General features: G+C 36.7%; 13 protein-coding genes. 1 reads left to right on the top strand and 12 read right to left on the bottom strand.

Going from position 1 to position 23352, the window contains the following annotated elements; genetic code table 11:
* Position 1: 1 nt before the first annotated feature.
* From INR75_RS07135 to INR75_RS07120, 4 genes are all read right to left on the bottom strand, one after another.
* A complete protein-coding gene (locus tag INR75_RS07135) occupies positions 2 to 835 on the bottom strand; it encodes a GLPGLI family protein (protein WP_223091358.1) in 834 nt (277 codons plus the stop codon).
* Positions 836 to 863: 28 nt separating this feature from the next.
* Positions 864 to 1646, bottom strand: a complete 783-nt coding sequence (locus tag INR75_RS07130) for a GLPGLI family protein (RefSeq protein WP_245758577.1) — start codon at positions 1644 to 1646, stop codon at positions 864 to 866.
* A gap of 86 nt (positions 1647 to 1732) precedes the next feature.
* Positions 1733 to 4363, bottom strand: coding sequence for a glycoside hydrolase family 2 TIM barrel-domain containing protein (locus INR75_RS07125; protein ID WP_223091357.1), 2631 nt, complete (start codon positions 4361 to 4363; stop codon positions 1733 to 1735).
* Positions 4364 to 4553: 190 nt separating this feature from the next.
* Complete coding sequence (locus INR75_RS07120; RefSeq protein WP_223091356.1) at positions 4554 to 5339, bottom strand: GLPGLI family protein; 786 nt, start codon at positions 5337 to 5339, stop codon at positions 4554 to 4556.
* A 259-nt stretch (positions 5340 to 5598) separates the two neighbouring features.
* Between INR75_RS07120 and INR75_RS07115 the strand changes: the two genes are divergently transcribed.
* Entirely contained in the window at positions 5599 to 7077 is a 1479-nt protein-coding gene (locus tag INR75_RS07115; protein WP_223091355.1) for a DASS family sodium-coupled anion symporter, read from the top strand.
* On the opposite strand, the gene INR75_RS07110 is transcribed toward INR75_RS07115, so the two are convergent.
* From INR75_RS07110 to INR75_RS07075, 8 genes are all read right to left on the bottom strand, one after another.
* Positions 7078 to 8115 carry an exo-alpha-sialidase gene (locus INR75_RS07110; protein WP_223091354.1) on the bottom strand — a complete coding sequence of 346 codons (1038 nt, stop codon included), beginning with the start codon at positions 8113 to 8115 and terminating at the stop codon, positions 7078 to 7080.
* Between the two features lie 316 nt (positions 8116 to 8431).
* Entirely contained in the window at positions 8432 to 10282 is a 1851-nt protein-coding gene (locus tag INR75_RS07105) for a beta-galactosidase (RefSeq protein WP_223091353.1), read from the bottom strand.
* 5 nt (positions 10283 to 10287) lie between these two features.
* Positions 10288 to 11748, bottom strand: a complete 1461-nt coding sequence (locus INR75_RS07100) for an alpha-L-fucosidase (RefSeq protein WP_223091352.1) — start codon at positions 11746 to 11748, stop codon at positions 10288 to 10290.
* A gap of 8 nt (positions 11749 to 11756) precedes the next feature.
* Positions 11757 to 13202: an alpha-L-fucosidase gene (locus INR75_RS07095; protein ID WP_255584667.1), complete on the bottom strand. Its 1446-nt coding sequence runs from the start codon at positions 13200 to 13202 to the stop codon at positions 11757 to 11759.
* Between the two features lie 19 nt (positions 13203 to 13221).
* Positions 13222 to 15612, bottom strand: coding sequence for a glycoside hydrolase family 3 N-terminal domain-containing protein (locus INR75_RS07090; RefSeq protein WP_223091350.1), 2391 nt, complete (start codon positions 15610 to 15612; stop codon positions 13222 to 13224).
* A gap of 92 nt (positions 15613 to 15704) precedes the next feature.
* Positions 15705 to 17273 (bottom strand): RagB/SusD family nutrient uptake outer membrane protein, encoded by a 1569-nt coding sequence (locus INR75_RS07085; protein WP_223091349.1) that lies wholly within the window; start codon positions 17271 to 17273, stop codon positions 15705 to 15707.
* A 12-nt stretch (positions 17274 to 17285) separates the two neighbouring features.
* Positions 17286 to 20324 carry a SusC/RagA family TonB-linked outer membrane protein gene (locus INR75_RS07080; protein ID WP_223091348.1) on the bottom strand — a complete coding sequence of 1013 codons (3039 nt, stop codon included), beginning with the start codon at positions 20322 to 20324 and terminating at the stop codon, positions 17286 to 17288.
* 401 nt (positions 20325 to 20725) lie between these two features.
* Positions 20726 to 23317: an alpha/beta hydrolase-fold protein gene (locus INR75_RS07075; RefSeq protein ID WP_223091347.1), complete on the bottom strand. Its 2592-nt coding sequence runs from the start codon at positions 23315 to 23317 to the stop codon at positions 20726 to 20728.
* Positions 23318 to 23352 lie beyond the last annotated feature (35 nt).

The following is a 23352-nucleotide window of genomic DNA, read 5'->3' as shown; positions in this document are numbered from 1 at the left end:
TTTATTTTGGTTGAAGTTCAATTGGATTATTTTGCTTTTTATGTCTCTTCTGGAATTTCCTTTTGGCTTCTTCTTCCTGCCCATCTTTCCAATGAATGGTTACACCGCCGTTGGTCATTGCAGTAAGTGGATCTCTTTTATAATCACCACGAACCTGATCGAGATCTCCCTGAGAAACTTCTTTATAATCATCCAAATTCAATGTTTTAGACACTATTTTTTTTAACTCCTGAAATTCCATTATGCTAAAACGGTAATGATTTTTAGTGTCTGAAATCTCCAAAATAAGTCCTGGCAAACCTCCAAATTTATAGGGACCGTCTAAAAATGGCAGCTCTGGCGCAAACCAGGCTTCGTAATTTCTGCCGGCAAACGATCCTGAAGCTTTTTGAACTTTATATCCTAAGATCTCTTTGGTTTCTGACTGAATTTCCCAGTCGACGGGATTTAAAGTCTGTTTATATTTCAGTTTATCCTTAAAAACCTTTTCGGCTAAAATAATCTCGTTATCATTGTAATTTTTGAATATCTTATAGTGAAAATCGGTATCTGGAGTCAGACTTCTTATTCGATAAAATTCAGCCATACTTTTATTTGAAGGATCTAAAGTTGCGGTTAAAGAATCTTCAACAGCCTTACCGAGACTTGAATATCGAGATACGCCTTCTCCTAAATAAAGTACAACAGTTTCAGATTTCATTGAATTTTGATCGGTAGAATCTTCCTGATAATCCAATTGATATGTTGCTTTATAATTATATTCTTCTCCGTGTTTTTCTTGTGCTGAAATTTTCAAAGAAAAGATGATAACTAAAAGAAAAAGCTTTAGTTTCATGATGTTTTTGATTGATGATGATGACTATTTATTCCTGAAGTTCGATAGGATTATTTCGCCTCTCGTATTTCTCGCTTAACATTTTTCTAGTTTCAATTTCATGCTCCTTTTTACTAAAAGCGATTTTTAGACCTGCATTTCTCATGGCAGCAATGGGATCACGGTTATTATCGTCTCTAAATTGGTCAAGTTCTTCCTGAGAAACCAATTTATAATTATCCAAATTCGATGTTTTGGTTACCGGTTTTTCGAATTCCTGAAATTCAGTTAAGCTAAAATGGTAATCATCTTTAAGATCTGAAATCTCTAAAATAAGTCCAGGCAAACCATTAAACTTATAAGGTCCATCTAAAAATGGAAGCTCTGGCGCAAACCAGGCTTCGTAATTTCTACCGGCAAAAGAGCCTGTTGCCTTCTGAACGGTGAAACCTAAAATTTCTTTGTTTTCTGGTTGAATCTCCCAGTCGATCGTTTTCAGATCCTGTTTGTATTTAAATTTATACTTATCTGCTGTAATTTTTTCAGTTAAAATAAGCTGGTTCTCTTTATAGTTTTTGTAAATCATATAATGAAACTCAGATCCTTCACTACCTCCTATAGAATCTTCTATAGCTGTACCTAAACTAGAATATCGCGAATGTCCATCGCTTAAATAAAGCACAAAACTTTCAGATAATATCGAATTTTCATCGGTAGAATCTTCCTGATATTCGAGATTGTAAGTCGCTTTATAGGAATATTGAAAATCGGTTTTCTGAGCATAGAATAGCACAGAAAAGCACAAGAAAAAAGGCATCAGGATAGATTTCATAAAAGAAATTTTATCTAAGATGCCTTAAAAAAACTTACGAAGCAAGAAATCAACTAGTTTTTTAGTAATAAAACTAAAAAAGTAAGTTAATTTACCGGAATCACCATTCGATCTGTATTCCAGCCTTCTATCGAAATTTGAAGATCTTTCACTTCATTTTGCGGCGCTTCCAAAATGATTTCCTTGCTTGCTCCAGGTACTATAGAGGAATAATTTTCGTCATAAAAAGTTGGTAAAATTCGTTCTCCATTCTCTGCATTTTCTAAAGAGATTCGGTGAAAAAATGATACCGTATTATTTTTAGGATTGGTAATTTTCAGTTTAAATTTATTTTCAGCTATTTTTTCAACCTCAGCTTTAAGTGCAGTTTTTTCTAATTTCTGTAATCCGGAATATGTGCCGGTACTGTCTGGAATCCAATAGAAGTTTTCATCTAAAACTTCCTGATGCTGGCTTTTAAGATCTAATTTTAAAAACAAACCTTCTTCAGCAGCTAATGTATCGATCTGCTTTTTTAACGATAATATCTTTTTTGTGCTTGATGCTTCGATATAAGCAAATACCTGGGTTACCGGTTTTTCATTACCATCCATATCGTACAGTTTTATGCCTAACATAAGATCGTACTGGGCTTCAAAACCATTATTTACCAAATGTACATCGCCGGTTGTAGCATTATACATAAAGTGTAAAGGCTTACTACCTTCACGTAACCCAAACAAACAGGCGTTGGGATCTAAATAATAATCGTACATCTGCCCACGCAAAGCAGTCCACGGATTTTGGGTTTTCCAGATGATCGAACCCGTGTACCAATCCCACATATGCGAACTAAAACCTTCCATCAAACCGCGATACTGGTTGTAATTTACCAACTGCGCTTTTTTAGCAAAATCGGCCATATTTTCTGGCGTACCATAAGCTTCTAAAGAATTGCCATAATCGATGTATTTGTGATACGTCCAAACAGGATCTTTCACGGCTTCTGTTCCTTCATATTCTACCGGAACGGTATAATTTTCTTCCGGAAGAAAACGCTTTAAACTTACCTCATCTCCTACTCCTACAGATCCAACTTCAGAATTAAAAGGCCAGGTACGCTCGTTCCAAAAAGTCGAAATATCCTGAATTCCGTAAGGGCCGTCACCATTTCCGCCTTTAAAATTATAAGACATGTCATCTGAATTTGAGTAATCGATAAACCAACGTGTACCATCTAATTCCGGTAGAATTTCATCTTTTATGGCATACAAAATATCCTGTGGCGGTGTGATCTCGTTCCCACCGCACCAGATAGCAAGTGAAGGATAATTACGCAGCATTTTTACCGCATCTGCAGCAGATTCGATAAACAATTCGTGATCGTCTGGATATTGTCTGCGCGTCCATTGATCATCTTTTTTCATAGGATCTACCCATCTACCATTACAGTCACCAGACATCCAAAAATCCTGAATCACCAGCATCCCATATTTATCACAGGCTTCGTAAAATTCTGGTCTTTCTGGTAAAGCACCACCCCAAATTCTAATAAGATTTAAATTCATATCACGGTGAAAACGAATCTCGGCATCATAACGCTCTTTAGTAAAACGAAGCATCGCGTCTGAGATGATCCAGTTTCCTCCCTTTATAAAAATAGGCTGCCCGTTAACGAATATCTGCTTACTACGTGTGTGCGAATTCCATTCGGTTTGGATTTCACGGATTCCTACTTTAAGCGTTTCTTTATCTGAAGTTTTATTTTTTATGCTGAATTCAACTTCGGCATCATATAAATTTTGCTCACCATAACCAGAAGGCCACCAAAGTTTTGGATCTTCAATTTTGAACTCTGGAAGTTCTACCAGCATTTCAGCATTTGCAGCCAGGCTAACCTCTTTTTCGATGTTTTTACCTGCAATTTTAAAAGACAGTGTTCCTTCAACTGTTTTTGAAGTTGGGTTTTCAACTTCCGCAGTAAAAGCAATTTTCGCTGGTTCCTGATTTTCTCCCGGAAGTCGCTTTCCAGGCACTTTGGTCACCACATGCGGATTTTTAAGATTTACCGCACCGGTTTTTTCAATAATCACCTTATCCCAAATCCCCGTATTTCGATCGCGAATTGGCTGAATCCAATCCCAACCGGCAACATATTGATGTGCCACTCCACGTGCGATTGTACCATCACCTCCCTGGCCGCCATTTGGATTCCCAACATGCGGTGCAGGATATACGATCACTGCAAGGCGATTTTGGCCATTTTCAGCAAGAAATTTTGTAATATTAAAACGCTTCCTAAGAAACATTCCTTTGTATTCTTCGTGGTTGACTTTCTTACCATTTAGAAAAATATCCACGCTATAGTTTATTCCGCGGAAATTAAGCCAAACCTGCTCGTCTTTCTTTGCTTTCTCTTTAAAATCCTTTACAAACCAATAGGTATAATAATCGCGACCAACATCATAGATATCCGGAATTTCTTCATTGTTCATCCCAAAAAATGGGTCGGGAATTTCACCATTATTAAGCTGCGTAGTAAGCACCGTCCCGGGAACTGTGGCCTTTTTCCAGTTCTCTACGGAATAAGAGATATTTGAAATTTCTTCTCCGGTTGATTCTACATCGCCAATGGAGAGGGTTTTCCAGCCTGAATTAAGTTCATAATTTTGCTGAGCATATCCAAAAATGCTAATCAAGCTAAAAGCAATAAAAAGGAAAGTAACTTTATTTCGCATAAAAATGAGAGTTTTAGAACTTTCAAATTGCTTAATAAATCCAATATCTTAAACTTTTTTCGACAAACAACGAAGCAGAAAAGCTATACGATTCACATTTTTTTAAGAAAAGCATTTCGTATAATGCAAAGTACAAATTACTGTAACTCGATGGGATTATTCTTTTTGGTTAATTTTTCCTGCTGTTTTTTCAGATAATCCTTTTATCATCACCTACAATTTTAATACTTACGGTTGTGCCGCTCGCGCCCACATAGTTATTTATATAACTAATTGGATCTTTTAGATAAGTTGACAATAAATCCAGAAGTTCTTTTTTCTTCACTTCTTTAAATCCTTTAGGAACAATCTGATATTCTAAAGGATTATCTAATTCTTCAAAACCTGTAAATTCAAAGTTGTACTCATCTTCTGTATCCCGGATCTCTACTATCAAACCAGGTAAACCGGCAAATTTATATGGCCCATCTGAAAGCGGAATTTCTGGAGTAAACCAGGCAATATAATCTCTCCCGGCAAAACTTGTTGTTGCTTTTTGCACCTGATAACCGGCAATTTCTTTGGCTTCAGTCTGTATTTCCCACTGAATTTTGTCGATATCTTCAGAATAATACAATTTATCGTCCATTAGTTTAATTCCGTATCCCAGCTTATTTTCAGATTTATTTTTACAGATCTTATACTTAAAATCGGTTTTAGAAGCTGCTATTCTACTTTTCCATCTTTCAGATCCAATATCTGCAACACTCACATTTACAGACATCGAATTTTTTAGTGCTGCTCCTCTACTTAAAAAAAGTGAGGACTCGTTATTGGCAAATAGCCACATAATTTCAGATTTACTGGATTCAAGATTTGTAGAATCTAACTTATAGGTAAGTTTATAACTCACCCGATAATTGAGTTCGTTTTGTGCCTGAAGCTGAAAAAAATTGAATGCCAAAACGCCTAAAATGAAGATGATCTTATTGCTCATAATGATAGTTGATTGATTTTTCCTTTACAATATCTAATATAAAACCGATGCATACAAGAAATAAACTATTTTTTTAGTAATAAAACTAATTTAATAGTAATTAATAGGCTTACTGACTTCTGCAGAAAATATTTATCTTCCCGTCGATAATAAACTATCTCGGGGCAAGCCCTCGAGGCATTATCCGTTGGAAAATAATTTTTAATTTCGAGGCAAGCCTTTGAGTATTATAACCTTTGGCGGTGCCAATAAATAATAAATGAACAGTAGTCTTAAACGCATAATCTTAATTGCAGGTCCGTTAATTTTTGCAATATTTCAGCTTTTACAGCCACCAGAAGAAATGTCGTCAGAAGCTTTTGATGTTTTAGCCGTAACGATCTGGATGGCGATTTGGTGGGTTACCGAGATCATCCCAATTGCCGCTACTGCTTTACTGCCAATCGTGCTTTTTCCTTTAAGCGGCGCTTTAGATATTGGTCTAACCACAGCCTCTTACGGTCACAAATATGTTTTTCTGTATATGGGAGGATTTATTATCGCTGTAGCTATCGAAAAATGGAATTTACACCGTCGTATCGCACTTAATATTATCAATTTAATCGGCACCAATATTAAATTGATCATTTTGGGCTTTATGGTAGCCACCGCATTTTTATCGATGTGGATCTCTAACACTGCAACATCGGTAATGATGCTTCCTATTGGAACGGCCATTATCTTGCAGCTAAAAGACAATCCAAAAACCAGCGAAGATGAAAATAAAGTCTTCGGAAAAGCATTAATGTTGGCAATTGCGTACAGCGCTTCTATTGGCGGAATAGGCACTTTAATTGGTACACCGCCTAACCTTGTTTTTGCCGGAATTGTTGAAGAATTATACGGAATTGAAATTAGCTTCTTGAAATGGGCACTTTTAGGAATGCCAATTTCAATTTTAATGTTGATCTTCTGCTGGAAGTATATTACAAGTTTTGCTTTCAGTTTTAAACAAACTGAATTTCCCGGCGGAAAAACAGAAATTAAAAGATTACTGGACGAACTAGGAAAAATAAGTATTCAGGAAAAACGAGTATTGATCGTATTTGTATTAACCGCACTTTGCTGGATCACTCGTTCCTTCTTTCTGCAGGAACTCTTACCCAATATCGATGACACCATAATAGCAATGACGGCAGGAATCTCTTTATTCTTGATTCCTTCTGGAAAAAACAAAGAGAAACAAAAACGCCTTCTAAGCTGGGAAGAAGCGGTGAAGATTCCATGGGGAATTATACTACTTTTTGGTGGCGGTATGGCCCTGGCAAAAGCTTTTAACGATACCGGCCTTGCCAATTGGATTGGCGAACAATTAGTAAACCTGGAAAATTTACCCTTGTTTTTATTGATTCTTATCCTGGTTGCCTCAGTAAACTTTTTAACTGAAGTTACTTCTAACCTGGCAACCACGGCCATGCTATTACCAATCTTGGCACCCATGGCGCTGGCTTTAAATTTGCATCCCTATTTATTGATGGTAAGCGCTACATTAGCGGCGAGCTGCGCATTTATGCTTCCGGTAGCGACACCTCCAAATGCCGTGGTGTTTGGATCTGGCTATCTAAAGATCGCCGATATGATGAAAACCGGTTTTTGGCTAAATTTACTATCGATTATAGTCATTAGCCTGGTTATTTATTTTGTTTTGCCTATGCTTTGGGACTTCGATCCTTTCAGCGTTCCAAAGATATTTAAGTGATCAATTAGATCGTTTCAACCTAAAATATTTGATCTTTTTTCGATCGTAGGTATAAGTGATATGAATTTCGCCGTTTTCAGCCTGAATTATTGCCGGGTAGCTAAACTCGCCTTCTTCCTCATTTTCGAGTTTTAAAACGTCTTGCCAATGCTCGGCATCTTCAGAATATGCTAAATTCAGTTTACTTCTACCGTCCCACCAATCGTCTCCACTGGCCATAGGATTATAAACCATTAGAAATCCGCCGTTTTTTAGACGTACAGCATCGATTCCGGAGTTTGGGTTTGCAAGTTCTGAAGCGCTAAAATCACTCCAGGTTTCTCCATGATCTTTACTGAAACTTTCTAAAACAACATCTTGATCACTTCTGAAAAAAGCTTTTAAATCGCCATTTTTTAGCTGAACGATCGTAGGCTGAATTACTTTATATTCTGAATCCTGATTCACCTTAATTTTGCGCCAAGTTTTACCAAGATCGTCTGAAATTTCCATGTGAGCATGCCAAATTTCACCATCCTGAAGTTCTACGCTAGACGGACTCACAATTCGGCCATTTTCTAACTGAATTGGCTTGTTTTTTATTGGTCCTAAAATACCTTCTGGCAACAACTTTTCATCGCTCCAGCTTTCGCCATTATTTGTTGAAGTTTTATAAGCGCCCCACCAGGTTGAAGGTGAAGGTCCAATTTTGTAAAATAAAAAGAGTTTATTTTCAGTATTAAACAGTACAGGATTCCATGTTGGGTAACTTAGCGTATCATTTTGAAAACCGGTGGCAACTTTCTTAGGAGAAGACCAACCATTCTTGTTTTTTTTACTAGTATAAATGCTAACATCTGGATGTCTTTCGTGCGTACCACCAAACCAGGCGGCAATTAGATCGCCATTATCTAATTCTTCGATCGTAGAAGCATGCGCACTGGGAAAATTAGCTTCAGCATAAATAAATCCAGAGTCTAAAACTTCAAATTTCACCTTATGCTGAGCAATTAATTTCAAACTAAAAAATACGGCTAAAACAACGACTTTGGCTTTCATATTTTCTGAAAATTTTAATTCTCCAATGAAATGAAGATTATTGGTAAATCATGTGTTAACAAGAAGCACTAAAATAGCAGGACAAAAATTAATTTAATCTCGATTATCGAGTAAAAAAAGGGAAGAGGTAAACTACTCCTCTCCCCTCGCAATGTATGAAACAAACTTACACTTACTTGAAATTCTATATTTAATACTTCCCATAAAACTATTAGGAGTATTGAACTAACTTTTTTTAAAAAAAGGAAGGAGGATGGCGGTCCTCCTTCCATTGTCAAACAAACTATTCACTTTTATGTGAACATAACATGAAGACTTATTGAGACAAGCTGTCCAAAATCGGCCTTTCCAAACCTGAAATTCTTGATTTTGGGTCTTCATTCAGCTGCTCTAAAATTGTAATCGTATTTCCTTTTTCTTTTAACCAGCTCCCCGGTAAATAAAGGGTTTGCTGTGGACCAACTTTCCAGTAACGACCAAGATTGTGGCCATTTACAAAAACGATTCCTTTGCCCCATTTTTGCATATCAAGAAATGTATCTCCTATGGTATCCAGATCAAATTCCCCAGAATACAATACTGGTAAACCTTCTTTAACTTCGGTTGATCCCTCTAGATTAGGTGCAGCATCGAAAGGTGCTAAATACATTTCCCAACCACCAGATATTTCGTAATCGTTAATGCTTACCGCACTTATAATTCCTTTGATATTTTCAGTAATTTTAGCTCCGTAATTAATACGTCCCATATTCTCTACAAGAATCTCCAAAGTCCCGTTAAACGGAATTTTAATATCCATCTCGTATTGGTTGTAAATACGATTTAGCTTTCCTACGTACTTACCATTTACATATACGGTAGCATAATCACGCAAACCTGGTATTTGTAATTTTCCGTTTATAGGCTGCGTAAACTTTTTACGATATAAAACATATCCAAATCCCTGGTCTAGTTCCTCAAAACTCATAGGAGCATCGGCTATAACGGGCTTAGATGATTTAATATATTTAAGCGCGCTTTGCTTTTTATCCAACGTAATTTCTGGGATAGCTATTACCGGAATTTGAGCCGGAATTTCAGGAATATCATATTCTACATATTCCTTCATTAATTTTCTTATCGCCATATATTTTGGCGTTGCCCATCCAGCTTCAGAAATTGGTGCATCATAATCATAACTGGTAATATCTGGCTGAATATCGTGATCGTCGTTATAATTTGCACCGCTGGTAAAACCAAAATTAGTCCCACCGTGAACCATATAAATATTAAAATCTACATCGTTCTTAAGATATACTTCGGTTTGCTTAGCAATGGCATCTGCACTAATTCTTGTAAAAGGCTCTGCCCAATGGTCTAACCACCCGAGATAAAATTCGGCTACCATATAAGGGCCTTCCCCGTTATGATATTCGTTTACCGCTTTTTTAAGGTTGGCAATATTATTTTCGCCATTCGCGGTTGGCAATGCACCTTCTACAGCACCACCGTTAAACAACCATGTTCCATCTGAAGTGAAAAACGGCCCGTCTAAACCAGAATCCTTCAGCATTTCAAAGATCTTTTGTTTATAAGCTTTATGGTCTTCTGCGGAAATATCCTCTCGTTGCGAAACAAAAGAACCAAATTCATTTTCAGCCTGAACCATAATTAAATTCCCACCTTTACTTGCTTGAAGCGGTTTTACCTGCGCTGCAAGCTCGTTGATATAGGTGCGACAAGAATCTAAAAACGCTTCGTTATTTTGACGAATCTTAAGATCTGGATTCTTTTGAAGCCACCACGGGTAACCTCCAAATTCCCACTCGGCACACGCATAAGGCCCCGGACGAAGAATTACAAAAAGTCCTTCTTCTTCAGCCAGTTTTATAAATTCTGTTAGGTTTTTATTATCTGATTTCCAATCCCATTTTCCCGGAGCGGTATTATGATAGTTCCAGAAAACATAAGTGTTTACAGCATTTAAACCTAAAGCTTTCATCATTTGTAAGCGATGACGCCAGTATTCTTTTGGGATCCTGGCATAATGCATCTCTCCTGCATAAATATTAATTGGCTCTCCCTTGTATTTAAAATCGCCATCTTCAATCTTAAAAACCTCATCTTGCGCCTGCACATTAAAGCTGAAAAGACATACAAGAAGAACGAGTTTTGATAAAATACGCATCGATCTTAATAAATTTCAAGATTAGTAATTACCGGGCTGGCTTTTGCCGCCTTGAACTCTACTTTTAGAGCTGTGGTTTCTACAGAAGGAACTTCAAGTATTCTTTTGTATCCAATCGTAGTGCCTTCAGCAATTTCTTCCCATTCACCATCGATCATTGCTGCAATATGAAACTTTTCTACACGTTGTCCTAATGCTATATTTTCCTGTAGTAATACAAAATTAACCGTTTTAGCAGAATCAAATTTCAATTCGATAGAAGATTCGATAATTCCTTCATCGGTTACCCAAAACGAATCAGCATTTCCATCAATTAAATTCGCCGCAGCATAGTCTTCAGACTCTCCTCTAAAATTACTAGCCGAGATTTGAACATTTTCAGCTAAATTTTCAGCAAAAACACTATCGATAATTTTTCGCATTCCAAGTAAAGAAGCTACATCATTTTCATGAAACTGCCCTCTTTGATCTGGCGGAACATTAAGCAACAAAGTAGATCCTCTACCCACAGAATGCATGTAAGTTGTAAATAATTCTTCTGGAGACATCACTAAAGAATCCTCTTCTTTATGGTAAAACCAACCCGGGCGAATAGATGTATTTACCTCAGCCGGGATCCAATCTGTACCATCTTTAGATCCTGTTTGTAAAACATCGCCAATACCTGGTTTCCCGGCATAAAGCGTATCTGGTGTAATTGTGTTCCAGTTTGTTGTGCCACCAACACCGTCTTCGTTTCCTACCCAACGCAAGTCTGGCCCGGCATCACTAAAAAACAGCACTGCAGGTTGCATTTCTTCGACCATTGCCAAAGTTGTTGGCCAATCATAATAGTTTTGTTTATCGATTCTTCGCTCTTCGTTAGCGCCGCCGTAGTAACCGTCACCACCATTAGCACCATCAAACCACATCTCGAAAATATCGCCGTAATTAGTAAAAACTTCTTTTAATTGATTTCTGTAAAATTCTACATAAGATGCTTCTCCATAATCTTCACGATTACGATCCCACGGAGAAAGATAAATCCCGAATTTTAAACCGTGTGCTCTGGCAGATTCGGCTACTTCTTTAACCAAATCTCCTTTTCCATCTTTATATGGAGAATTTGCGATATCATGCTCGGTATAATCTGAAGGGAAAAGTGCAAAACCATCATGATGTTTTGCCGTTAAAATCACTCCTTTAAAACCTGCTTTTTGCAAAGTTTCCATCCATTGATCTACATCAATAGCTGTTGGATTAAAAATTTCTGGCGATTCGTCACCAAATCCCCATTCTTTACCTGTAAATGTATTAGTGGTAAAATGAATGAACGCATTCATCTCCATATCATGCCAGGCAAGTTGTTCTTTTGTTGGCGTTGGTCCTACAGCCTGTGGTGCTTTAACTTCCTGCTTCTCGTTACAGGCAAATAAAAGGCTGGCAATACCAATACCGGCAATGGTTTTGTTTAAATTTCGGATCATTTATGTATTTAATTTTCTATTGAAAATGCTATTCCTGAAATATTCTTTTTTGAACGGATTTCCTTTGGAAGGCTAATCTCTACTTTACCATCTTTAATTTTAAAATCTACTTTTTTACCGGTTTCCAGTAACTTGATTTTAGCGTTTTCTGAAGGTAAATTTTTGCTGAAGCTTATCTTTTTTGGTAATTCTTCACCATCTTCGAACATGGCTATAGCAAATAATTTGTCTTCATTTTGAGTAAAATAAACATTCCCATCCTGGTAATCATCGATAGCATGAGTGTTATAGATCGCTTCTCCATTTTTCTCTAACCAATCACCTATTTCAGCTAATTGATCGATAACATCTAATGGCAAAGTCCCATCTGGTTTTGGTCCTATTCCCAAAAGCATATTCCCTCCTTTAGAAACAATATCTACAAGCGTATTAAGCACTTTGGTTGTAGATTTATAAGGATCATTTGGCACATATCCCCAATTATTCCCTAAAGGTAAATTACTCTCCCATGGATTATCTAATTTGGTTTCTGGCACTCTACGCTCTGGCGTTTGGTAATTCTCGTAAGGACCATGTACAGTACGATCTGCAAAAATTATCCCTGGTTGTTTTTCCCTTGCCATTTCAGCAATCTTAGGCATATCGATCTCCTGACTAAAATCTGGAATTGGTGCTCCCCAGGATCTTACCTCGTCGGTAACGGTTTCTCTTGGTCTAACCCAACCTCCATCTAACCAAAGAATATCGATCTCACCATAACCGGTCATTAATTCTTCGATCTGGTTGTAAGCAAATTCTTTAAATTTATTCCATCTCCAATCGTACTTTTCGATATCGTAGTTCACATTTCTATCTGGAGTCGCATATTTATCCCACCAGAAATATTGAGAATGCCAATCGGGCTTAGAATAATAAGCACCGATCATAAAATCTTTTTTTCTAAAAGCATCAAAAATATGCTTTGTAACATCTGCTTTTGGATTATTTTGGAAAGGACCACTTGTGATCTTATAATCTGTTTGTTTTGTATCGAACATATTAAAACCATCGTGATGCTTTGTGGTAAATACAACATACTTCATCCCTGCAGATTCAGCTGCATCTGCCCAGCTATCTGGATCAAAATTTACCGGATTAAAGATTTTATCTAAATTCCAGTACCATTTTTTATAGTCATTATAGGCGATCGTGCTATCTCTTTCGATCCAATCTTCTGAAACCAAATTCCAGCTTTCCATGATACCCGGCACTGAATAAAGCCCCCAATGAATAAGCATACCGAATTTAAGATCTCCCCATTCATCTAGCTTTTCTATAACCTGAGGATCGGTTGGTGCTTCATAGGTTTCAGAACGGCCATGCACGCCGTGTTCATCTTCTTCTTGTGTTTGGGCCTGGAATGTGTTTGCCGCACACACTAAGGCTACCAACAGTAGGGATTTTATTTTATTCATTTTAAACATTTTAGCTAGTTTATTTGTTTAGTGTAATTGTTTCAGGGATTTCGAATGTTGTTTCCAGTTTAATATCTTCAGAAGAAGAACCGATCATTACTTTAAATTCACCGGCTTCTACTTTTTGGATCATTTCAGCATCAAAAAGTGATAATTCCTTCGGAAGCAATTCAAATTGAATGCTTTTGGTTTCTCCTGCTTTTAAAGAAACACGCTCAAAGCCGCGTAATTGTTTTACAGGACTTAGTACGCTGCTTAGCATATCTCGAATATAAAGCTGAACAACTTCATCGCCATCTATTTTGCTAATATTGGATACTTTTAGACTGATATCTATTTTAGTGTTTTGTCCTTTTCCTGAAGTGTTCAATTGTAAATCTGAATATTCAAATTCAGAATAACTTAAGCCATAACCAAACGGAAATAAAGGTTTAGAATCATGCTCTACATAATCTCTTCTTATAGGAAACCAATAATTGTAATATACCGGGATTTGTCCTAAAGATTTTGGTACAGAAACCGGCAATCTTCCCGCAGGATTAAAATCTCCAAAAAGTACATCGGCGATCGCATTACCACCTTCTTGACCGGGATACCAGGCATCTAAAATAGCAGGTACATTTTCTGAAGGCCAGTTTAGCAATAATGGGCGACCTTTAATTAACATCAAAACAGTTGGTGTTCCTGTGGCCACAACGGCTTGAAGTAGTTCCATCTGTTTCCCCATTAAATTAAGGGTAGAACGATCGAATCCTTCACCACTTTCCATATCTCCCAAAATTTCATCTTCTTTTGAGGAAACAGTAGCAGCGCCGGTTTCAAGATATTCAGTTTTAAAATCTCTGGCACTGGAACCACCTAACACAACGATGGCAACTTCAGCATTTTTTGCAGCTTCTACAGCAGCCGGAATATCGGTTTGCGTAGTATCACGAACAGCTGTTCCTTTTACATAATCTATTGTTGCGTTTGGTAATTTATTCTGAATGCCTTCTAAAGCGGTAACGATATTATCTTCAGATTGCGGGCCAGTGTAATCTCCTAACTGATTGTATTGCATATCTGCATTCGAACCAATTACAGCGATACGCTTTAAATCTTTACTTAGTGGAAGAAGATTATCTTCGTTTTTAAGCATCGTTACAGATTGGCGAGCAACTTCTCTGGCTAATTCAATATGCTCTGTATTCCTTACTAGCTTTTCAGCTTCTTTTTCGCTGGTAAAAGGATCTTCAAAAAGCCCTAATTTGAACTTTACAGCAAGAATTCTTTTTACAGCTTCATCGATACGCTCTTCAGAAACTTTACCTGCTTTTACGGCATCTAATAAAGCATCATCGAAGCCATTTCCTCCTAAATCTACATCTACACCAGCATTCATGGCTATAGCAGCGGCATCTTCTTCAGTATCTACAATATGATGATCTCCCAAAAGACCTTCGATACTTGCTAAGTCTGAGATCACAAAACCATCAAAGCCCCACTTTTCACGAAGTGTGTTTGTTAATAATTTCTTATGAGCTGTACTCGGTACTCCGTCAATAGAGCTATAGGCCGTCATCACCGATAAAATCCCGCTATCTACAGCTTCTTTTACCGGATACATATAATTTTGAAACAGATCACGTTCACCAATATGAACTGCGGCACCATTATGCCCACCTTCTGAAACTCCGTAAGCAGCAAAATGCTTTAGTGTTGCAGCAACGTGTTTTTTTGTTTTAAGATCACTTTCTTTGTCTCCCTGAAAACCTTTTACAATAGATTTTCCCATCTGGGCGATCAAATAAGAATCTTCACCAAAGGTTTCTTCTACTCGAGACCATCTTGGCTCTCTGGCGATATCGATAATAGGACCATAAGCGGTGTTCGCTCCCTGCGTTCTAATTTCTTCAGCAATAACTTCAGCCATTTTTTTAATCAGATCAGGATTCCAGGTACTAGCCTGACCTATCGCAGTAGGGAATACTGTAGTCCCTACTGCCATATGCCCGTGCATAGCTTCTTCTTCAAGTAATAATGGAATTCCCAAACGACTATTTTCAATAGCATATTTTTGTATTGCATTGGTAATCTTTGCTGCTTCTTTAGGGTGTAAGCCAGTCTCTAAAGTTTTTTGAGTCCATGGGTCTGCTCTTAAAACTCCCCATAAACCACCAATATGTCTATTCTTTATTTCTTCTTTGTAAAGTTCACTTAAGCTTGCCTTACTTCCTGCCTCTTTACTATACATCTTCCAACCAAGCGGTGTGGTAAGCTGTCCTATCTTTTCTTCGAGGTTCATTAAAGAAATTAAGTTCTCTACTCTCTCATCCACACTTAACTCACTGTTTTTATAAGCAGCGTTTTTTAGATCCTGAGCATTCAGGAAACTTGAAATTAGTAAAAAACAAAGGCAAATCTTTTTCATCAATTTTAAATTTTAAAAGGAAAACTGGTTGGTTATTCACCAACCAGTTTTCACCTAACTAAACAGAAACAATCGAAACGGTTGTTTTATTTTTAGAAGTTGCTCGCTCCGGTATCCCACCAAACTCTGGTACCTCCATTATCTGGACCACCAAGAAGTTCAACACCGGTTTGTACACCTTCGTTGTGTGTATTGTATTCTACTGTTGGGAATGGTGTTCTTCTAACAAATTCATCTGTATCGATTAATCCACCACTATAATTCACCACAACAGGTATTAACCTTGGGTATCCTGTTCTTCTAAATTCAGACCAGGCTTCCTGACCATTAGGAAACAAAGAAATCCATTTTTGAGTGATTATTTTTTCCAATTTAAGCTCGTTCGAAGCAGCATCATCCCAGGCGATAGTTACATCACTAGATCCAGAAAAACTATTTTCAGGATTTTTAGGATCTGTATAATCTGCGAAAGTACTGGTAGCATTAGCTAAATAATCACTAGCGCCTGCAGCATCAAATTCATCAAAACTAAGTTGTACACCCTGAGCATAAAAATCCTCAGCTGAACCTCCCATATTCCAACCTCTTAAAGCACCTTCTGCTCTTAAGAAAGCAACCTCTGAAGCTGTCATAATCTTTACATTTTCAGCAGAACCGAACATCGTTCCTATCGCTGAGAAATTTACGTAGGTGTTTTTAGATGAAATCGCGATCCCCTGTCTAATTCCTTTAAATTCTCCAGCCACATCTTCATCTGTTGCTGGCTGGAAATAAATTGGTAAGCGAGGATCTTCATAGCCTCCTAAAATAGACTCCATCGTAGCAGACATTCTTGTATCCTGCCAGCTATTACTAAACATCCAAAGTGGGTGCATATTTCCCTGTAAAGACATCATAAGGTTATCTTCATTACTTTCCATTACACCATAAGAGTTAGAAAGAGCTTTTTCTGCTTCTTGTTGTGCAAGTGTTGGATTAACCTTTACGATTCTCATTGCAAGACGTAATCTTAAAGAATTCGCTGCTTTGATCCATTGTGCGATATCTCCGTTTAAGGTTGAAGTATCAAATTGCATAAATTCGGTATTATCTGTATAACCTTCTAGAGTAGCAACAGCCTGATCTAATTCAGCAAAAAATTGGGTATAAACCTGCTCCTGACTATCATAAGGTACAAAACTAGGAGAAGAGTTGTATTGGCTATACATAATTGGCCCATAGTTATCGGTTACTTTATGCATTGCGAAAACTTTATGAATAAGTCCCAAAGCAAAATAATGCGGATAATTTTCTTGGACATTATTTGTTTCAAACCTTCCCATGTACGACATAATATTGTTGTACTTAAGGTTCATCTGTCTATCATACCAGGAAAAAGCATAAGTAACATTGTTTCTGTTAGAAACGAATGGCGTTGGAGGCACTAAAAATTGTGAAAATGCATCTCCTGTAAGATTTTCTTCTACCTGCAAGCCAGCATCAATAGTTCTTACATAGGCCTGCATGGCTCTTACGAAACCTCCAATGTTATTACCGTCCTGTTCTGCAGATTCATCTGTGATACCATAAGGATCTGTATTGATCTCTTCGAAATCATCTGTACAGTTCGTTACCGTAAAGAGTGCAGTAGCTGCTAATATTGTATTAAATATTCTTTTCATCGTCATCTTAAATTAGAAGTTAGCTGATAGGTTTAAACCAAAGTTTCTCGTAATCGGCGGACCAAAATTTGTCACCGCTTGAGTTCCGTTACCTGTACTAATCGCAAAGTCTGGATCTGTTGGCGCATCATTGTAGAAGAAGAATAGATTATTTCCTACTAAACTAACATTTAGATTTTTCATAAAACTATCTTCGTCAAACCCAAAAGTATAACCTAATGTAAATTGTCTAAGTCTAATATTCGTAGCATCATAAACATAACGCTCTTTAATTCCGTTTCTACCTCCTACACCGGTATAGTAGTCTCTTGCGTCAACAACACCGCTAAAAGGTGTACCGTCATTTAAAACTCCGTCAACCTGAACACCTCCAGCGTCTCTGGCAGCAGCAGTTGCTTCAGTAGCTCCTAAAGCATCAAGATAAGCTTCGGTTTGAGAAACAAATTTTCCACCGAATCTAGAATCGATAAGGAAACTTAAGCTAAAGTCATTAAAACGCATTGAGTTATTCCAACCTAGCATAAAGTCTGGATTAGCATTACCAACAAGTTTCATCCCTTCTGTAGTATTCGCATTTACAGGAATTCCGTCTTCAGAAACAACTATGTTTCCATTTTCATCTCTGGTATATGCATTAACATATATATCACCTAAAGATCCGCCTTGTACGATGTAAGTGTTATAACCTTCTCCACCTCCACCAACGATACTATTTCTTTGTCCGTTTAGCTCATCTGTTAACTCAAGAATCTCGTTATCATTATGTGTGAAGTTGAACGTTGAATTCCAAGTAAAATTATCGTTTTTGAAAACATCTGCTCCTAATGTTAATTCTACACCGTAATTTCTTACGTGACCTGCATTAACATAATAAGTTTGCCAAACTGTACCAAGAATCGCCTGTAAAGGTAAGAATTGATCTCTACTATCGATCTGATAATAAGTAGCACTTAAATTGATTCGACTATTAAAGAATCTAAAATCTGCTCCAAACTCCCAGTTATCCTGAATCTCTGGCTTCAACTCTGTAAAAGGCTGAGTATTGTTGAAGCTGATCTGATTAAATGCTGGTGAGTTAATAGGGTTTGTTCTAAACGCAGGTACTTCGTTAGCAACTTGAGCAAAAGATGCTCTTAATTTAGCATAAGAAATAAATTCTGGTAACTCAAATGCTTCACTAGGTAAGAATGTAACCCCAGCCGAAGGATATAAGTAAGAAGAATTATCTGTAAATGATAAAGTTGAAGCCCAGTCATTTCTAGCAGATACATCTAAAAACACCATATCTTTGTAACCAATAGAAGCATTTGCAAAAACAGATTGTTTTACCAGTCTAGAGTTTAAAGACTGTGAATTTGTAAATGCCTGTAATTGTGTGATATTTTGAATTGTAAACTCATTTGGAGCGTATAATCCATAAGTCTGACTATCTACAGAAATTCCATCTCCAATGATTCTTTTTTGGTAAGCAGCACCTACCAGCCCATGAAAATCCCAATCGTCACCAAACTGCTGATCGTAAGTTAAGATCATATCCGTGTAGGCCTGCCAGCTTTCTACATTTTCGTAAACATATCTACCATTGTCACTAGAAACTACAGGACTTGTTCCTGCCATTACTTTTTGCTCATAGATCTGGCGAGTGAAATCGTAACTACCACGACCTGTTAATGTCAACGCATCAGAAATATTATACTCAATAGAACCATTTCCAATAAAACGTTTTGTTCTCTCAACGTTAGGCGCATTGTTTAATATCCAATAAGGATTCATGTTCGCTTCACTGTTTCCTAAGATTGGCCAGTTTTGCGTCATAATATTTCTTTGAGGATCTAATACCTGATAGTTATTAGCATACTCATCAAAATCTAAACCTCTAGGAAAAGTATAAAGTCCTAAAAGTGGATTAAAATAGTAACCATTTAGCATTTTATTGTCTACTCTTTGGTCTGTCAACAACACGTTAGAGGAAACTTTAACCTTGTCATCAAAGAACTTAGAAGTTTGCTTAAAGGTTAAGTTATTCTTGTTGAACTCGTTTGTAGGCATGTTACCAGTAGCATAGGTATTAGCATACGAGAAATACGTAGTTGTTTTATTATTACCTCCACTTAAAGAAATTGCATTTTGAAGTGTAATCCCGGTATCGAAAAAGTCGTCTACATAATTTTCGTAGTCCCCAGGCTGTCCCCAACTTGAATCTGCACCAGGTTCATCTGTTGCCCCATATCTAAATTGAAGATCTGGGTAATCATATACTCTTTGAACCTGAGTAGTAGAACTAATATTAATCCTCGTTTTCCCTTCTTCACCTTGTTTAGTTGTGATAAGGATCACACCATTAGCTCCCTGGCTACCGTAAAGTGCAGCCGCGTTCGCGCCTCGAAGTACAGTAATACTTGCGATATCCTCTGGGTTAATGTTTGATAACCCATCACCACTATCACGACCGCCATAAAAACCACTTGCATCTGAAGTTTGATAGTTGGCCATAGGGATACCATCGATCACAAATAGTGGTTGGTTTGAAGAAGTAATGTTCTTAGAACCTCTTAATTGAATTTTTGTAGAACTACCAGCTCCGGCTGTTCCTTGTCTAATTTCAACCCCGGCAACTTTACCACTAAGTCCCTGAGTAAAATTCACGTTCTTACCCTGAGTAACTTCTTCAGAGCCTAAAGTTTGTGAGGCATAGGTAAGTGCCTTAGATTCTCTTTTAATACCTAGCGCAGTTACAACAACTTCATCTAAAGCTTCAGTATCTGTTGCCATTTCCACGTTAATATCTCCGCCGGTTACAGGAATTTCCTGAGTAACGTATCCAATCATGGATAGGACCAATGTAGCATCATCGCCCACATCTAAAGAAAAATTACCATCAAAATCTGTAGAAGTACCATTTGATGTTCCCTTTTCCATAACAGTAACCCCTGGTAAAGGCATTCCTGTTTCTGCTTCGGTAATGGTTCCACTTACTGTTTGCGATTGCGCAACAGCAATTTGATTAAGCCCCATCACAAGCAGAAACGAAAAAATAATTTTTTTAAACATACTTGTATTTAATTTTAGTTAGTACCGTAATCAGTAGTGTGCGACTACTAATTTTATCTTAAATGTTATAAATAAGTTAAGTTTTCTAAAATAAAATCGACGGACAACTGCTATGAATAGACCAACAACTTAATAATAAATTTAAGTTTTAAATACAGTATATGCATATTTTTAAATAAAGTTCAAAAACTAATTCAACTTTTTTATTTTTTTATTGTATTTCACGCATTACTTAATCGATTAACCTATGTTTTAAGCATACGCTATCGATTTAAAGAAAACGATTGAGAGTAATAATACTCTGGAAATCGTTAATTTTTTTAAGAAATAAAAAACCAGAATGCGTAATTACATTCTGGTTTTACAACTAAAACAAATCGAATTTATTTAACTAACAAGGATTATCTATTCCAAACGAACTCTCCATTCTCTATCGACCAATCATTACCAAAAAATCCACTAAATTTTACACCTTCCAAACCTTCTTTAGACATCGTTTCATCAAATACCATTACATCCGGAAAAAAAGTTCCATTTTCAAGATAATCATTAGCATAAGCAGCATGCATACCCTCGATACCCGTAGCACTAACTACTCCTATACTTGTTGCAGCATTATCTTTATTTGGATAAATAAAATAAGTACCATATTGAGACCCTTTCAAATTTTCGTCCTCAATTTCTATCTTACCATTAGATACCTGTATTGGTGAATCTTTAAGTAACTTCTTCCAAGCCGCGTTATTAGAGCTGTTTCCATAGAGAATAATATTTTTCCCTTCAAAATCATCTAATTCGAAGTTGGTATCTTTTACTAATTCTATATTCCCATTTGCTCGATACCAAAATTTTTCAGCATCAAACTTGGCGCGGTTATAATACCATTTATTCTCTTCATCGCTTCCTTTACTGGCATAAACAAGAACCATATTATTTCTGAAAGCGTCTTTAAAACCTCCATATCTAAGCGGACTTTTTTCTGAAGCTTCAGGTTGATCTATGATTTGCCATTTATCTTCAACTTTTGAAATGAATAATCTATCTGAAGATTCTAATGTTATTGGTTGATCGTCTATAAAAACTTCGGTTAGATCTTCCTGCCCCATCGCTTTTAAATCTATAGATAATGTTTTTACGTTAGCCGTTGCTATCTTAAATCCATTTTCAGTTCTATCGAATTTAAAATTACTAATCTCAAATGGTTTTTCTTGCTGAAGAATGCTTACAAAGTGTGAACCTTTAGAGACTCCTGGTGAAGCTGTTGTAAAGTTAATATTGTTGATTTCGTGATCCTTTTTTATTTCCCTTCTATTAAAGAAATAAAAAATAGGAGGCCAGTCTACACTTTCATCTCCAAACCAGTGCTCTCCTCCCGGATACTCATAATAGGCAAAATCATTATGATATTTTCCTAATCGCTCACGCATATCTTGTGCTAAAAAAGTAGGAACTACATTATCTGAATCTCCATGAAGGATATAAACACCATAATGCAAATAATTTTCTTTTAATTTCAAAGTTCTACTCGTGTTTCCGGCGCGTCTAATTATAGCATCCATCTGCTCCTGTTTGCCATTACCTAAAATTGGATTTAATTTTTGCTCAAAATCGGCTAAACTCATACCAAATCTTCTTTGTGCCATTTCATCATCCATATTTCTGGTAAAACTATGTCGATATTCCAAAAGATCTGGATAACCAGCAGCTGGTGCTATCGCTGCAAACTTATCTGGATAAGTTGCTCCCAAATACCAGGTTCCATGACCTCCCATAGAATGACCTGTTAAATAAGTATGTTGCGCATCGGTTTTGTATAAATCTGAAGCATGTTTTAAAACCTCTAATGCATCTAATCTTCCCCAATCTTCCCAGGCAAAACCAAATGGCCTTCTATTTGTTGGTGCAACAACGTACCCCCAGTCTTTTTGTTTATATGCATTCGCCTGGTTTACGGCTTCTACAGAAGCACCGTGAACAGATAAAAACAAAGCCTGATTTTCTTTATTCTTAGTTAGTGATGGTGCCACACTGTAATATTGAACACTATGATCTATATCACTTAAAAAAGTATTTTTGTGATGTTTGTAAACAGACTTTACATCTAAACTAATACTTGCTGTATCAATTATGCTATTATTCTTAGCTTTTAAGTAAAGTGTTGCGGTTACTGATTCTCCTTCTTTTAAATCTTTAGGATTTGGAATAAGAAAAGGTACTTTTCGAACATATTTTGGCGCTACAGCCGGGATTTTAATGACTTCGGAATTTCCATTCAATTTAACTTCAATAGAAGCATTCTTAAAAAATTCATCTTCAGTATTAATAATTCGTATTGCACCCCAAAGTGATTCACTACCTTCTGCTACTAAATCTGGTAAGGTAAGATCTCTTGTGGTAAATTCTACTGGTTTAAACGTCTCTAATAATCGAGCTCTTATCCTTGGAAATCTTCCTCCTGAAAGTAAAAATGTATTTTTTCCTTTCTTTAAAGTTATAGGAATCAAATTCCAACCAAAATCGTAATGATCACCTTCGTGGGGCAATCCATTGATCAAAACTTTAGTATGCCCGGAAGCTTCAAAAAGAACCGTTTTTTCTTCTTCTGAAGTATATTCCAGATACAAATAACCATTACGCCTTAAAAAAGGATCATTAAATTCACCATTTTCAACAATAGCTAATTTTTCCCATTTAACTGATTTCTCCTGAAAGCTATCATAAACCTCTTTACCTTCTGAAATTCCAGAATTAGAAGCATTATTTAAAAAATCTGCAAAAACAGGATCATACTCTACAGAAGCATTACTAAAAGAAACTCCTGTAGTTTTTAAAATCAATCCTTCTTTAAATAAATGAATCACCTCTCCTTCACTTACATCGTTTACCTTCTCTTTACCAAAATATTCGACAATATTTCCTTCCTTTTGCTGGGCAGAAACCTTTGTGGTTAATATTACTAAGCAGGCAAAAAATAATATTCTAAAAAATGTCATTATGTAAATTGAAAAAGAGGTGATTAAATTTTTAA

The sequence above is a fragment of the Zunongwangia sp. SCSIO 43204 genome (genome assembly GCF_019904275.1).
Classification (GTDB): Bacteria; Bacteroidota; Bacteroidia; order Flavobacteriales; family Flavobacteriaceae; genus Zunongwangia; species Zunongwangia mangrovi.
This window is presented reverse-complemented; position numbering and strand designations above follow the sequence as displayed.

What these genes read in the sequence shown, in the direction of transcription:
- INR75_RS07135 (WP_223091358.1), bottom strand. Translation starts at nt 835, where the DNA reads ATGAAACTAAAGCTTTTTCTTTTAGTTATCATCTTTTCTTTGAAAATT.
- INR75_RS07130 (WP_245758577.1), bottom strand. Translation starts at nt 1,646, where the DNA reads ATGAAATCTATCCTGATGCCTTTTTTCTTGTGCTTTTCTGTGCTATTC.
- INR75_RS07125 (WP_223091357.1), bottom strand. Translation starts at nt 4,363, where the DNA reads ATGCGAAATAAAGTTACTTTCCTTTTTATTGCTTTTAGCTTGATTAGC.
- INR75_RS07120 (WP_223091356.1), bottom strand. Translation starts at nt 5,339, where the DNA reads ATGAGCAATAAGATCATCTTCATTTTAGGCGTTTTGGCATTCAATTTT.
- INR75_RS07115 (WP_223091355.1), top strand. Translation starts at nt 5,599, where the DNA reads ATGAACAGTAGTCTTAAACGCATAATCTTAATTGCAGGTCCGTTAATT.
- INR75_RS07110 (WP_223091354.1), bottom strand. Translation starts at nt 8,115, where the DNA reads ATGAAAGCCAAAGTCGTTGTTTTAGCCGTATTTTTTAGTTTGAAATTA.
- INR75_RS07105 (WP_223091353.1), bottom strand. Translation starts at nt 10,282, where the DNA reads ATGCGTATTTTATCAAAACTCGTTCTTCTTGTATGTCTTTTCAGCTTT.
- INR75_RS07100 (WP_223091352.1), bottom strand. Translation starts at nt 11,748, where the DNA reads ATGATCCGAAATTTAAACAAAACCATTGCCGGTATTGGTATTGCCAGC.
- INR75_RS07095 (WP_255584667.1), bottom strand. Translation starts at nt 13,202, where the DNA reads ATGAATAAAATAAAATCCCTACTGTTGGTAGCCTTAGTGTGTGCGGCA.
- INR75_RS07090 (WP_223091350.1), bottom strand. Translation starts at nt 15,612, where the DNA reads ATGAAAAAGATTTGCCTTTGTTTTTTACTAATTTCAAGTTTCCTGAAT.
- INR75_RS07085 (WP_223091349.1), bottom strand. Translation starts at nt 17,273, where the DNA reads ATGAAAAGAATATTTAATACAATATTAGCAGCTACTGCACTCTTTACG.
- INR75_RS07080 (WP_223091348.1), bottom strand. Translation starts at nt 20,324, where the DNA reads ATGTTTAAAAAAATTATTTTTTCGTTTCTGCTTGTGATGGGGCTTAAT.
- INR75_RS07075 (WP_223091347.1), bottom strand. Translation starts at nt 23,317, where the DNA reads ATGACATTTTTTAGAATATTATTTTTTGCCTGCTTAGTAATATTAACC.